The organism is Massilia paldalensis, from assembly GCF_044901715.1.
Lineage (GTDB): Bacteria > Pseudomonadota > Gammaproteobacteria > Burkholderiales > Burkholderiaceae_D > Telluria > Telluria paldalensis.
In genome coordinates this window covers 38181-50607 of sequence record NZ_JBJCIU010000007.1, presented here as the reverse complement: position 1 = coordinate 50607, position 12427 = coordinate 38181, and the positions used below count along the sequence as shown (strand labels likewise).

12 protein-coding genes are annotated in these 12427 nt (G+C 67.4%); 7 read left to right on the top strand and 5 right to left on the bottom strand.

Annotated features, from left to right (window positions below; genetic code table 11):
- Positions 1-25: 25 nt before the first annotated feature.
- The gene (locus tag ACI1V7_RS25565) at positions 26-1066 is read right to left on the bottom strand and encodes a rhomboid family intramembrane serine protease (RefSeq protein WP_404534927.1); all 1041 of its coding nucleotides are present in this window, start codon (positions 1064-1066) and stop codon (positions 26-28) included.
- Complete coding sequence (locus ACI1V7_RS25560) at positions 1066-1620, bottom strand: cob(I)yrinic acid a,c-diamide adenosyltransferase (protein WP_404534925.1); 555 nt, start codon at positions 1618-1620, stop codon at positions 1066-1068. The genes ACI1V7_RS25565 and ACI1V7_RS25560 overlap by 1 nt, the downstream gene beginning before the upstream one ends.
- 74 nt (positions 1621-1694) lie before the next feature.
- On the opposite strand from ACI1V7_RS25560, the gene ACI1V7_RS25555 reads away from it, so the two are divergent.
- From ACI1V7_RS25555 to ACI1V7_RS25525, 7 genes are all read left to right on the top strand, one after another.
- The gene (locus ACI1V7_RS25555) at positions 1695-3176 is read left to right on the top strand and encodes an FAD-linked oxidase C-terminal domain-containing protein (protein WP_404534923.1); all 1482 of its coding nucleotides are present in this window, start codon (positions 1695-1697) and stop codon (positions 3174-3176) included.
- Positions 3177-3200: 24 nt separating this feature from the next.
- A complete protein-coding gene (gene glcE, locus ACI1V7_RS25550) occupies positions 3201-4247 on the top strand; it encodes a glycolate oxidase subunit GlcE (protein WP_404534921.1) in 1047 nt (348 codons plus the stop codon).
- Position 4248: 1 nt separating this feature from the next.
- Positions 4249-5484, top strand: a complete 1236-nt coding sequence (glcF, locus tag ACI1V7_RS25545; RefSeq protein WP_404534919.1) for a glycolate oxidase subunit GlcF — start codon at positions 4249-4251, stop codon at positions 5482-5484.
- A 70-nt stretch (positions 5485-5554) separates the two neighbouring features.
- Positions 5555-5869, top strand: a complete 315-nt coding sequence (locus tag ACI1V7_RS25540; RefSeq protein WP_290412496.1) for a hypothetical protein — start codon at positions 5555-5557, stop codon at positions 5867-5869.
- Between the two features lie 137 nt (positions 5870-6006).
- On the top strand, positions 6007-6693 hold the full coding sequence (locus ACI1V7_RS25535) for a pentapeptide repeat-containing protein (RefSeq protein ID WP_404534915.1): 687 nt from the start codon (positions 6007-6009) through the stop codon (positions 6691-6693).
- Positions 6694-6829: 136 nt separating this feature from the next.
- Entirely contained in the window at positions 6830-8827 is a 1998-nt protein-coding gene (locus ACI1V7_RS25530; RefSeq protein WP_404534912.1) for a glycoside hydrolase family 97 protein, read from the top strand.
- A gap of 80 nt (positions 8828-8907) precedes the next feature.
- Positions 8908-9606 carry a lysozyme inhibitor LprI family protein gene (locus ACI1V7_RS25525; RefSeq protein ID WP_404534910.1) on the top strand — a complete coding sequence of 233 codons (699 nt, stop codon included), beginning with the start codon at positions 8908-8910 and terminating at the stop codon, positions 9604-9606.
- On the opposite strand, the gene ACI1V7_RS25520 is transcribed toward ACI1V7_RS25525, so the two are convergent.
- The 3 genes from ACI1V7_RS25520 to ACI1V7_RS25510 all read right to left on the bottom strand — a co-directional run bounded on the left by ACI1V7_RS25520 (position 9607) and on the right by ACI1V7_RS25510 (position 12392).
- On the bottom strand, positions 9607-10083 hold the full coding sequence (locus tag ACI1V7_RS25520) for a glutathione peroxidase (RefSeq protein WP_404534908.1): 477 nt from the start codon (positions 10081-10083) through the stop codon (positions 9607-9609).
- 120 nt (positions 10084-10203) lie between these two features.
- On the bottom strand, positions 10204-11340 hold the full coding sequence (locus ACI1V7_RS25515; RefSeq protein ID WP_404534906.1) for a PilT/PilU family type 4a pilus ATPase: 1137 nt from the start codon (positions 11338-11340) through the stop codon (positions 10204-10206).
- Between the two features lie 8 nt (positions 11341-11348).
- Complete coding sequence (locus ACI1V7_RS25510) at positions 11349-12392, bottom strand: type IV pilus twitching motility protein PilT (RefSeq protein ID WP_404534903.1); 1044 nt, start codon at positions 12390-12392, stop codon at positions 11349-11351.
- Positions 12393-12427 lie beyond the last annotated feature (35 nt).

Below are 12427 nucleotides of genomic sequence, written 5' to 3'. Positions count from 1 at the left end.
TGGCACATGGTGCCCGTCCTGCGTGTCACGCGCGGGCCTGTCCGGGCACGTGCAGCGAGCGCGCCAGCAGGTGCCCCGCCAGCCAGCCGCCGGCCAGGCCGCCCAGGTGGGCCGCGTTGTCCGTGTGCGGATACAGGAAGCCCGCCGTCAGGTTGAACAGCAGGAAGGGCAGGATCGAGCCGCGCAGGTCGGCCACGACGGTCGGCGGCACGCCGCTGTTCTCGCGCCGGATGAAGGCGAGCAGGCCGCCGATGATGCCGAAGATGGCGCCCGAGGCGCCCACGCTGTTGGTGTGCGGGTTCCACAGCACGCTGGCCATGCTGCCCGCCAGGCCGGCCAGCAGGTAGAGGCAGGCGAAGCGCAGGCTGCCGAAGATCCGTTCGACCAGGCGGCCGACCTGCCACAGCGCGAACATGTTGAACGCCAGGTGCAGCAGGCCGCCGTGCAGGAACATCGACGTGAACAGGCGCCAGGGCTGGCCGTGCAGCGTCAGGCGGCCCACGTTCGACCCCCACTCGACCAGCTGGAACGAACGCAGCATCGCGTCCACCTGCGAGCCCCAGCCCATCACCGTGCGCATGCTGAATGCGCCGGGACCGTGGCGCTGCAGCCACATCAGGAAGAAGATGCCGATGTTCGCCGCCAGCAGGCCCCAGATCACGGGCGTGGACGGGCTCCAGTAGTCGATGCGGTCGTGGAAGACGGCGCGCTCCTGGTAGGCGACCTCGAATTCCGGCGTCCAGCGTGCCGGCAGCCGCTTGGCGATGGCCTTCGCCGTGTCCGCATCGGCCGCGCTGAAGCCCACTTCCCGCATGCCGTCCACCGTGAGCATGTCGAACAGCACGTCCGGCCCTTCGGTGCGCACGTTGACGACGTCGACCATGCGCACGCGCTGCTCGGCGCGCGCCGGGAAACGGAACGAGCGGTGGCTGCTGCCGCGCAGGACGAGGAAGTCGGGCTCGATGACGAGCTGGCCCGGCCCCTGGAACAGGAAGGGGTTCGAGGGCCAGTTCTGGCTGCCGCGGTAGAAACGGACGTCGAAGACGTCGCTGTCCGTCCCTCCCATCAGCCGCGCTTGCGCTCGTGCTGCCACAGCACGTCGCTGCCGCCCGCGAAGCGGTTCAGCACGCGCGCCAGCACGAACATCAGGTCGGACAGGCGGTTCACGTACTGGCGCGGCTGCGGGTTGATCGTCTCGCCGGCGGAGAGGGCGACGATGCTGCGCTCGGCGCGCCGGCACACGGTGCGGCACACGTGGGCGAGCGAGGCGGCGCGCGAACCGGCCGGCAGGATGAATTCCTTCAGCACCGGCAGGTCGGCGTTGTAGTGCTCGACGAGGCCGTCCAGGCGCGCGACGTGGTCGTCCTTGATCATCTGGTAGCCGGGAATGCAGAGCTCGCCACCGAGGTCGAACAGGTCGTGCTGGATCGAGACGAGTTGTTCGCGCATGGCCGCCGGCATGTCCTCACACAGCAGCAGGCCGACGAAGGAATTGAGCTCGTCGACGTCGCCGAGGGCGTGGATGCGCAGGCTGTCCTTGCCGGTGCGGCTGCCGTCGCCCAGGCCGGTGGTGCCGTCGTCGCCCGTGCGGGTCGAGATCTTCGAGAGTCGATTACCCATGGTTGTACCTGCCTTACGAAAAAAGATAGGCGGAGGATACGCCAAATCGATGCAATTGTGCTTACAATCGGCGCATGGTTCCCTCGATTTCAGTCGATCCCGCGCGCCGCCGCCAGGTGGCCCATGCCTTGAGCGCCGTGCTGCCCGAACGGGCCATCCTGCTCGATCCGGAAGACACCCGTCCCTACGAATGCGACGGCCTGGCCGCCTATCGCCAGATGCCGATGATCGTCACGCTGCCGGACAGCGAGGCGCAGGTGCTGGCGATCCTGCGCGTATGCCGCGAGCTGCAGGTGCCGATCGTGCCGCGCGGCGCCGGTACGGGCCTGTCCGGCGGCGCCCAGCCGCTGGCCGATGGCGTCGTGATCTCCACCGCGCGCCTGAACCGCATCGTGCGCGTGGAACCGTATGCCCGCACGGCCACCGTGCAGCCGGGCGTGCGCAACCTCGCGATCTCCGAGGCGGCCGCGCCGTTCGACCTGTACTACGCCCCCGATCCCTCGTCCCAGATCGCCTGCACGATCGGCGGCAACGTCGCCGAGAATTCAGGCGGCGTGCACTGCCTGAAATACGGCCTCACCGTGCACAACGTGCTGCGCGTGCGCGTGTGCACCATCGACGGCGACGTCGTCGAGCTGGGCGGCGAAGCGCTCGATGCGCCGGGCCTGGACCTGCTGGCCGTGTTCATCGGCTCCGAAGGCATGCTCGGCATCGTCACCGAGGTCACCGTCAGGCTGGTGCCCAAGCCGGCGCTGGCCCAGGTCATCATGGCCTCGTTCGACGACGTCGCGGCCGGCGGCGACGCCGTGGCCAGCGTGATCGCGGCGGGCATCATCCCGGCCGGCCTGGAGATGATGGACCGCACGTCCTCGCGCATGGTGGAACCGTTCGTGAAGGCCGGTTACGACCTCGAGGCGGCGGCGATCCTGCTGTGCGAGGCCGACGGCACGGCGCTGGAAGTGGCCGAGGAAATCGAGCGCATGGCGACCGTGCTGCGCGCGGCTGGCGCCAGCGCCATCACCGTGTCCCAGGACGAGGGCGAGCGCCAGCGCTTCTGGTCCGGCCGCAAGAACGCCTTTCCGGCCGCCGGCCGCATCTCGCCGGACTACTACTGCATGGACGGCACCATCCCGCGCAAGCACCTGGCCCACGTGCTGGAGCGCATCGCGCAGATGGAGACGACCTACGGCCTGCGCTGCGCCAACGTGTTCCACGCCGGCGACGGCAATATGCACCCCCTGATCCTGTTCGACGCCAACCAGCCGGGCGAATTCGACCGCGCGGAAGCCTTCGGCGCCGCCATCCTGGCGCTGTGCGTGGAAGTGGGCGGCACCATCACCGGAGAACATGGTGTGGGCGTGGAAAAGATCGACTCCATGTGCGTGCAGTTCTCGCACAAGGAACTGGAAGCCTTCTTCGCCGTCAAGCGCGCCTTCGACCCGCCCATGCTGCTGAACCCGAACAAGGCGATTCCGACGCCGCACCGCTGCGCGGAACTGGGACGCATGCACGTCCACGGCGGGGCGCTGCCGTTCGCGCACCTGCCGCGCTTCTGAACAGATAAAAATGATGGAGACACCATGGTTGAACACTTCCGGGAGCAGGTGCTCGCGGCGGTGCGGGAGCGCCGCCTGCTGCGCATCCGCGGCGGCGGCAGCAAGGACTGGTACGGCGGCCCGCTCGACGGCGAGATCCTCGACACGCGCGCGCATGCGGGCATCGTCGACTACGAACCCACCGAACTGGTGATCACGGCGCGCTGCGGCACGCCCCTGGCCGAGGTCGAGGCGGCGCTCGCCGAGCGCGGCCAGATGCTCGCCTTCGAGCCCCCGCACTTCGGCGCGCACGCGACCATCGGCGGCGCCGTGGCCAGCGGCCTGTCCGGCCCGCGCCGCGCCAATGCGGGCGCCGTGCGCGATTTCGTGCTGGGCGCGCAGCTGCTGGATGGCAAGGGCGACGTATTGAACTTCGGCGGCCGCGTGATGAAGAACGTGGCCGGCTACGACGTCGCGCGCCTGCTGGCGGGCTCGCTCGGCACGCTGGGCGTGCTGCTGGAAGTGTCGGTAAAGGTCTTGCCGCGCACGGTGGCCGAGACCACGCTGCGCTTCGCCATGGACGAGGCCCGGGCTCTCCGCATGCTGAACGAATGGGGCGGCCGGCCCTTGCCGATATCGGCCAGCTGCTGGCACGAGGGCAGGCTGGCGCTGCGCCTGTCCGGCGCGCGCGCCGCCGTCGACGATGCGCGGCGCACGCTGGGTGGCGAGGTTGTGCCGGATTGCGCGCCGTTCTGGGCCAGCCTGCGCGAGCAGCGCCACGCCTTCTTCGACGGCGACCTGCCCGTGTGGCGCCTGTCGCTGCCGTCCACCGCCGCCGCGCTCGACCTCGGTCCCCAGTTGATCGAGTGGGGCGGGGCGCAGCGCTGGCTGCGCGCACCGGGCGACGCCGCCACGGCAGGGCGGATCCGCAGCGCGGCCGTTGCCGCGGGCGGCCATGCGACGCTGTTCCGCGGCGGCGACAAGGCCGTGGGCGTGTTCCAGCCGCTGGCGCCCGCCGTCGCCCGCATCCACGAACGCCTGAAGGCCGGGTTCGACCCGGCCGGCATCTTCGATCGCGCAAGGATGGCCTGACATGCAAACCAATCTCGCCGACTTCATCAAGAACACGCCCGACGGCATCGAGGCGGACGCGATCCTGCGCGCCTGCGTGCACTGCGGCTTCTGCACCGCCACCTGCCCGACCTACCAACTGCTGGGCGACGAGCTGGATGGGCCGCGCGGCAGGATCTACCTGATCAAGCAGGTGCTGGAAGGGGCGGCGCCCACGCGCAAGACCCAGCTGCACCTGGACCGTTGCCTTACCTGCCGCAATTGCGAAACGACGTGTCCTTCGGGCGTGCGCTACGGGCGCCTGGTGGACATCGGCCGCAAGGTGGTCGAGGCGCGCGTGCCCCGTCCCGCGGGCGAACGCATCAAGCGCGCGACGCTGAAGGAATTCCTGCCGCGCACCAGCCTGTTCAAGCCCGCGTTCCGCGCCGGTCAGCTGGCGCGGCCCGTGCTGCCGGCAACCTTGCGCGGCAAGCTGCAGCCGGCGCCCGCCGCCGGCCACTGGCCCACGCGCGCGCATCCGCGCAAGATGCTGGTACTGGAAGGTTGCGTGCAGCCGGCGATGGCACCGAACGTGAACGCCGCCACGGCGCGCGTGCTCGATGCGCTGGGCGTGCAATTGCTGGTGGCGCCGCGTGCCGGCTGCTGCGGCGCCGTGCGCTTCCACATGAACGACCAGGACGGCGGCCTGGCCGACATGCGCCGCAACGTCGATGCCTGGTGGCCGTACGTGGAGCAGGGCATCGAGGCGATCGTGATGACGGCGTCCGGCTGCGGCGTCACGGTCAAGGACTACGGCCACCTACTGGCCCGCGACCCGGCCTATGCGGACAAGGCCGCGCGCATCGCCGCGCTGACGAAGGACCTGTCCGAGATCGTGTGCGATTTCGAAGGCGAGATCGCCGCGCGCCTGGCCGGCCGCATCCACGAGCGCGTCGCCTTCCACCCGCCGTGCACGCTGCAGCACGGGCAGCGCATCCGCGGCAAGGTCGAGGGCGTGCTGCGCGCGGCCGGCGTCGACGTCGTGCTGTGCGCGGAAAGCCACCTCTGCTGCGGCTCGGCCGGCACGTATTCCGTGCTGCATCCGGAACTGGCGCAGCAGCTGCGCGACCGCAAACTGGCCAACCTGGAAGCGACGGGGGCGAGGGAAATCGTGTCGGCCAATGTCGGGTGCATCGGGCATCTGCAGTCGGGAACGGCGACGCCCGTGTCGCACTGGATCGAGCTGGTGGACAGGGCAATGGCGGGCGTACCGGCCTGAGGACGGCACCGGCGCGAAAACCGGCACCGTGGTAGCATCGGCGCCCGGATTTTTGCAATTGGAGGCTTCCGTGAGTTTCGTGTTTCGGCTGATTTCCCAGGACGAGGATGCGGCGCCGTCGGTCGCGTTCCAGGACAGCATCAGCCCCGGCTACGTGCCCTTGTGGGAAGAGGTCGGGGTCTACGATGCGCTGTACAACAGCGACGGCCGCGAGGCGCGCGAGATTTCGCGTGCGATCGCCTACGGCGTGGACAAGCTGGTCGACGACGAGTCGCTGGGCCGGCTGCTGCCCCGTTCCTGCAGGCTGGAGGAGGCCATTCGCTTCCTCGAGAACGTGCACCGCGGGTGCACGATTCACTCGTCGGCGCGGGTCGAGACCCGCTAGCCCGCTCCCCGTCGCCAATACGCCGTCGCCCTGCGAAGGCAGGCGCCCAATTTCTGCATGCGCTACCACGGCCTCGACAAAATTGGACCCCCGCCTTCGCGGGGGCGACGGTCAAGTCACCTGATCATTTCTGCTTCATGAGTAAATCCACCACGACCCTCACCGGCGAAACCGTCTCGCGTCCACGCATCGAACAACTGCTGGCCGACGACCGACTGATCGTATTCGAGGAGTGCGACCTGTCTGGCACCGACCTGTCGCGCCTGGACCTGCAGGACTGCAGCTTCCGCAACTGCGCGCTCGCCGAAGCGTCGTTCTATGCGGCGAAACTGGGCCGCACGCGCTGGCAGCGCTGCCGCGGCGGCCATGCCGATTTCGAATCGGCCGACCTGGTCGATGCCCGCTTCGACGCCTGCGACCTGAACAACGCCAGCTGGCGCCGCGCCAAGCTCGCTTCCGCGACCTACCGCGGCTGCAAGCTGACGGGATCCCAATTCGAGGAAGTCGGCCAGCTGGGCCTCACGTTCGAGGATTGCCTGCTCGTCGGCGCCGACTTGCGCCGCATGTCCTTCCGCAAGGCGACGTTGACCGGCCTGGATTTCTCGGAGGCGGATGTGTCCGGCTGCGACTTCCGCGACGCCGTGTTCGAGAATGCCAGTCTGCGCGATGCCCACATCAAGGACACGCGGTTCGACGGCGCCGACCTGCGCGGGGCGGATCTCGGCGGCCTGAAGCTGTCCAACGCGAAGCAGTTCCTGGGAGCGACCATCTCGCCGCGCCAGGCCGCCGAGCTGGTACGTACGCTGGGTCTGCAGGTTGCCTGAAGCGCGTCGCATGATGAGTTCGCTGTAGTAATATTACACTCCCATAACATGGCCGGATCTCCAGCAATCCGGCAAAACAGGAGTGAGACAGATGCGTATCCGACTGCTTGCCGTGGCTGCGGTGTTTACAAGTTACATGGCAGCTTCCGCCGCCTGGGCACAACAGGTGGTCGCCAGCGCGACGTCCCCGAACGGCGCCCTGGCCGTGGAAGTGCAACTCGACCCGATGGGCAAACTCGGTTACGACGTCAAGCGCAAGGGCAAGGAAGTCATCGGGCTGTCGCGCCTGGGCTTCAACCTCGCGAATGCCCACAAACTGGACGGCGGCTTCAGCGTGCGCGACAGCCGCACCAGCGAGCATGACGACACCTGGGAACAACCGTGGGGCGAGCGCCGCTACGTGCGCAACCACTACCGCGAGCTGCGCGTCGAGGTCGAGCAGAAGAACCGCGACAAGCGCGGCCTCGTCGTCGTCTTCCGCATCTACGACGACGGCGTCGGCTTCCGCTACGAATTCCCGTCGCAGCCGCAACTGAAGGACGTCGAGATCACCGACGAGCTGACCGAATTCGTCGTCGCCCAGCCGGCCACGGCCTGGTGGATCCCGGCCGGCGAACTGCCCGGCCTGGAAGAGCTGGTGCAGAAGGCCCCGCTGAAGGAAATCGGTACCGCCAATACGCCGCTGACCGTGCGCCTGGACGACGGCACCCATATCGCCTTCCACGAAGCGGCGCTGGTCGACTACGCGTCGATGTGGCTGCGCAAGGTCGAAGGACAGAAGCTGCGCGCCCAGCTGGTGCCGTCGTCCACCGGCCCCGCCGTCGTGCGTCACGGCGCCTTCACGACGCCATGGCGCACGATGCGCATCGCCGACGACGCGGCCGGCCTGTACATGTCGGACCTGGAACTCAACCTGAACGAGCCGAACAAGCTGGGCGACGTCTCGTGGGTCAAGCCGTCGAAGTTCGTCGGCGTGTGGTGGGGCATGCACCTGCAGCAGACGACCTGGAACGCGGGACCGAAGCACGGCGCCACCACCGACAACACGAAGAAATACATCGACTTCGCCGCCCAGAACGGTTTCCGCGGCGTGCTGGTCGAAGGCTGGAACCAGGGCTGGGAAAGCGACTGGGGCCACGGCGGCGCCGACTTCAGCTTCACGAAGCCGTATCCGGACTTCGACCTGCCGGCCTTGTCCGCGTATGCGCAGCAGAAGGGCGTGCGCCTGATCGGCCACCACGAGACGGGCGGCAACCTGGTTGCCTACGAAAAGCAGATGGACGCAGCGTATAAACTGTATGCGAAGTACGGCGTGGACAGCGTCAAGTCGGGCTATGTGCACGAGGCGGGCACGATGCTGTTCCCTGGTGCAGACGGCAGGCCACACTACGGCAACTACGATTCGCAGGAAGGCGTGCGCCATTTCCTGAAGGCCGTGACGGAGGCGGCGCGCTACAAGATCGCCGTCGACACGCACGAGCCCATCAAGGACACTGGCCTGCGCAGGACGTATCCGAACTGGCTGTCGCGCGAAGGCGCGCGCGGCGTCGAATACAACGCCTGGGGCAATCCGCCGAACCCCGTCGACCACGAGGCCAAGCTGGTGTTCACGCGCATGCTGAGCGGCCCGATGGACTACACGCCAGGCGTCCTGAGCCTCGTCGGCGCGGACAACAAGGTGTTCAATTCGACGCAGGCCAAGCAGCTCGCCAACTTCGTCGTGATCTATTCGCCCATCGTGATGGCGGCCGACATCCCGGAAAACTACGCCAAGTACCCGAAGGCGTTCAAGTTCATCAAGGACGTGCCGACCGACTGGGCCGACACGCGCGTGATCAACGGTGCCGTGGGCGAGTACGTGACGATGGCGCGCAAGGACCGCAAGTCCGACGGCTGGTACGTGGGCGCCGTCACCGACGGCAACGCACGCACGCTGCCGCTGCCGCTGTCCTTCCTCGACAAGGATAAACAGTACGTGGCCGAGATCTACCGCGACGGCGATGCCGCCGACTACCGCAACGCGCACCGCTTCGACCTCGTCGTCGAGACGAAGACCGTGACGGCCAAGGACACCCTGCAGCTGAAGCTGGCGCCGGGCGGCGGGCAGGCGATCCGGATCGTGCCGAAGAAATGAGCATGGCGGTGACGATTCGATAGTGTTGCGTTGTCCGTTCCATGGCACCATCACGGGTTTCAGCTACCGGGAGGGCAGCCATGGGCGGCATCGCATCGGCACCGTTACGTCTTTCTTCGATCTTTCTCGCCGGCGCGCTGGCCTGCCTGGCAGGACCGGCGGCGTCGGCCCCGATGCACTGCGCGGCCGCCGCGACGCCGGTGGAAAAGGCGATGTGCGCCAGTCCCGCCCTCGTCGCGGCCGACCGCAAGATGGCTGCCGCCTTCGCGCAGCGCCTCGCACAATGTCCGGAGTCCGAGCGCGAACAACTGCGCCAGACCCAGAAGTTCTGGCTGCGCGACCGTAACGCCTGCTCCAATCTCCTGTCCGACGACGATCCGCAGGCCGTCGCCCGCTGCGCCGCGGACCGCATGGACGAGCGCATCGCGCAGCTGGGGCGGATCGGCGCCGCGTGCAAGCTGGATGCGGTGGCGGAAGAGTACCGCTATGTGGATACGGACTATCTCGCGGCCCATGCCGGGGCCTACGAGGACAGGGAAGTGTCGGCCTGGGGAGACATGCGCCTGACCACGTGCGACGCGCGTTCGTCCGACTTGACGGGAATGCTGGAGTCCGAGGCCGGCAAGTCCGGCTTCCCGGTGCGCTTCAAGGCCCTGTCGGCCTTGCAGCGCGAGTGGCTGTGCGCCCGGAATCCCGCTTCGCACTGGACGGGGACCGTGCGCAGGGAAGGGGGAACGACGTTTCTGTACCTGCGCGACCTGCTGGGCGAGCCGCTGTGATTACAGCGCCTTCTCGATATCGTCCGCGATCTCTTCCGGCTTCGTGGTCGGCGCATAGCGGTGCAGCACGCGCCCGTCGCGCCCGACGAGAAACTTGGTGAAGTTCCACTTGATGGCCTCGGTGCCGAGCACGCCCGGGGCGCTTTCCTTCAGGTGCTTCCACAGCGGATGCGCGGCGTCGCCGTTGACGTCGACCTTGGCGAACATGGGGAAGCTCACCCCGTAGTTCTTTTCGCAGAAGGCGCCGATCTGGGCTTCGTCGCCCGGTTCCTGGTGGCCGAACTGGTTGCAGGGGAAGCCCAGGATTTCCAGGCCGCGCGCGTGCAGTTCGCGGTAGACCTTTTCCAGGCCCTCGTATTGCGGCGTGAAGCCGCATTTGCTGGCCGTGTTCACGACCAGCAGCACCTTGCCGCGGTACTGGGCCAGGTCCACCGGCTTGCGGTCGAGGGAGGTGGCCTGGAAATCGAATACGTTCATCGTCGTCTCCTGCTTCGAGTTGATTCAAAGGCAAGAGTGTACGGCAAAGGTTCGCGGCTGAACACCGGGGTCAGAGCCCTTCGAAAGCAACACCGGGCTCTGACCCCTCCCGCCATCCCATCAAACGATACCCAGGTGCTCGGTGCCGGCCGAGAAATCGCGGTTCTTCGCGTGCTTGCTGTTGAGCTTGATGTTCAGGCGCAGGTCGTTGACGGAGTCGGCGTTGCGCAGCGCGTCCTCGTAGCTGATCTTGTCCGCCTCGTACAGGTCGAACAGCGCCTGGTCGAAGGTCTGCATGCCGAGTTCGCGCGACTTCTTCATGATCTCCTTGATCTCGTGGACTTCGCCCTTGAAGATCAGGTCGGAGATGAGCGGGGAGTTCAGCAGGATCTCGATGGCGACGACGCGGCCCTTGGCTTCCTTCCTGGGGATCAGGCGCTGCGACACGAGGCCCTTCAGGTTCAGCGACAGGTCCATCAACAGCTGCTGGCGCCGCTCTTCCGGGAAGAAGTTGATGATGCGGTCCAGCGCCTGGTTGGCGCTGTTGGCGTGAAGCGTGGCCAGGCACAGGTGGCCCGTCTCGGCGAAGGCGATCGCGTGTTCCATCGTCTCGCGGTCGCGGATCTCGCCGATCTGGATCACGTCCGGCGCCTGGCGCAGGGAGTTCTTCAGCGCGGCCTCGAAGCTGTCCGTGTCGACGCCCACCTCGCGCTGCGTGATCACGCAGTTGCGGTGCGGGTGCACGAATTCGACGGGGTCCTCGATCGTGATGATGTGGCCGTAGCTGTTGTCGTTGCGGTAGCCGACCATCGCGGCCAGCGTCGTCGACTTGCCCGAGCCCGTGGCGCCGACCATGATGACGAGGCCGCGCTTGGTCATGACGACGTCCTTCAGCACGTCCGGCAATTCCAGGTCCTCGAACTTCGGGATCGTGGTGGTGATCACGCGCAGCACCATGCCCACGGCGCCCATCTGCATGAAGGCGGAGACGCGGAAGCGTCCCAGGTCGCCGGGGCTGATGGCGAAGTTGGCTTCCTTGGTCAGCTCGAAGCCGGCCGCCTGCTTGTCGTTCATGATGGCGCGCGCCAGGTCGGCAGTGTGCGAGGCGGACAGCGCCTGGCTCGACACGGGCGTCATGCGGCCGTCGATCTTGATCGCGGGCGGGAAGCCGGACGTGATGAACAGGTCCGAGCCGCCCTTCGCCACCATCAGGCGCAGCAGGTCGAACATGAATTTGGCGGCCTGGTCGCGTTCCATGGCAGTCCTTAACCCGGGAAGTTCTCGGGGATCTTGGCGGCGGCGCGTGCGGCCGCCGAGGAGATCACGTTGCGGCGCACGAGGTCCGTCAGGTTCTGGTCCAGCGTCTGCATGCCCACGTTGGAGCCGGTCTGGATCGCCGAATACATCTGCGCGATCTTCGCTTCGCGGATCAGGTTGCGGATCGCCGGGGTGCCGATCATGATCTCGTGGGCGGCCACGCGGCCGGAGCCGTCCTTGGTCTTGAGCAGCGTCTGCGAGATCACGGCCTGCAGCGACTCCGACAGCATCGCGCGCACCATTTCCTTTTCCTCGGCCGGGAACACGTCGACGATGCGGTCGATGGTCTTGGCGGCGGACGAGGTGTGCAGCGTGCCGAACACCAGGTGGCCCGTCTCGGCCGCGGACAGCGCCAGGCGGATCGTCTCCAGGTCGCGCAGCTCGCCGACCAGGATCGCGTCCGGGTCCTCGCGCAGGGCCGAGCGCAGCGCGTTGTTGAACGACAGCGTGTGCGGGCCCACCTCGCGCTGGTTGATCAGGCACTTCTTCGATTCGTGCACGAACTCGATCGGGTCCTCGATGGTGAGGATGTGGCCGTACTCGTTCTCGTTCAGGTGGTTGACCATCGCGGCCAGCGTCGTCGACTTGCCGGAGCCGGTGGGGCCCGTCACCAGCACGAGGCCGCGCGGCTTGAGCGCCAGCTCGCCGAAGATCTTCGGCGCGTTCAGTTCTTCCAGCGACAGGATCTTGGACGGGATCGTGCGCATGACGGCGGACGCGCCCCGTTCCTGGTTGTAGGCGTTGACGCGGAAGCGGGCCAGGCCGGGGATCGCGAACGAGAAGTCGCACTCCAGCATCTCCTCGTACTGCTTGCGCTGGCCGTCGTTCATGATGTCATAGATCATGCCGTGCACGTCCTTGTGCTCCAGCGGCGGCAGGTTGATGCGGCGCACGTCGCCATGCACGCGGATCATCGGCGGCAGGCCGGCCGACAGGTGCAGGTCCGAGGCCTTGTTCTTGACCGAGAAAGCGAGGAGTTCCGAAATGTCCATTAGCCTATAATCCTTGTGCCCTTGCGTGGCCTGTC

Excerpts from the sequence above, each read along its gene's own strand:
- ACI1V7_RS25520 (WP_404534908.1), bottom strand. The coding sequence starts at position 10,083 with ATGAACGTATTCGATTTCCAGGCCACCTCCCTCGACCGCAAGCCGGTG.
- ACI1V7_RS25560 (WP_404534925.1), bottom strand. The coding sequence starts at position 1,620 with ATGGGTAATCGACTCTCGAAGATCTCGACCCGCACGGGCGACGACGGC.
- ACI1V7_RS25525 (WP_404534910.1), top strand. The coding sequence starts at position 8,908 with ATGGGCGGCATCGCATCGGCACCGTTACGTCTTTCTTCGATCTTTCTC.
- ACI1V7_RS25510 (WP_404534903.1), bottom strand. The coding sequence starts at position 12,392 with ATGGACATTTCGGAACTCCTCGCTTTCTCGGTCAAGAACAAGGCCTCG.
- glcE (WP_404534921.1), top strand. The coding sequence starts at position 3,201 with ATGGTTGAACACTTCCGGGAGCAGGTGCTCGCGGCGGTGCGGGAGCGC.
- ACI1V7_RS25565 (WP_404534927.1), bottom strand. The coding sequence starts at position 1,066 with ATGGGAGGGACGGACAGCGACGTCTTCGACGTCCGTTTCTACCGCGGC.
- ACI1V7_RS25555 (WP_404534923.1), top strand. The coding sequence starts at position 1,695 with ATGGTTCCCTCGATTTCAGTCGATCCCGCGCGCCGCCGCCAGGTGGCC.
- ACI1V7_RS25515 (WP_404534906.1), bottom strand. The coding sequence starts at position 11,340 with ATGGAACGCGACCAGGCCGCCAAATTCATGTTCGACCTGCTGCGCCTG.
- ACI1V7_RS25535 (WP_404534915.1), top strand. The coding sequence starts at position 6,007 with ATGAGTAAATCCACCACGACCCTCACCGGCGAAACCGTCTCGCGTCCA.
- ACI1V7_RS25530 (WP_404534912.1), top strand. The coding sequence starts at position 6,830 with ATGGCAGCTTCCGCCGCCTGGGCACAACAGGTGGTCGCCAGCGCGACG.
- glcF (WP_404534919.1), top strand. The coding sequence starts at position 4,249 with ATGCAAACCAATCTCGCCGACTTCATCAAGAACACGCCCGACGGCATC.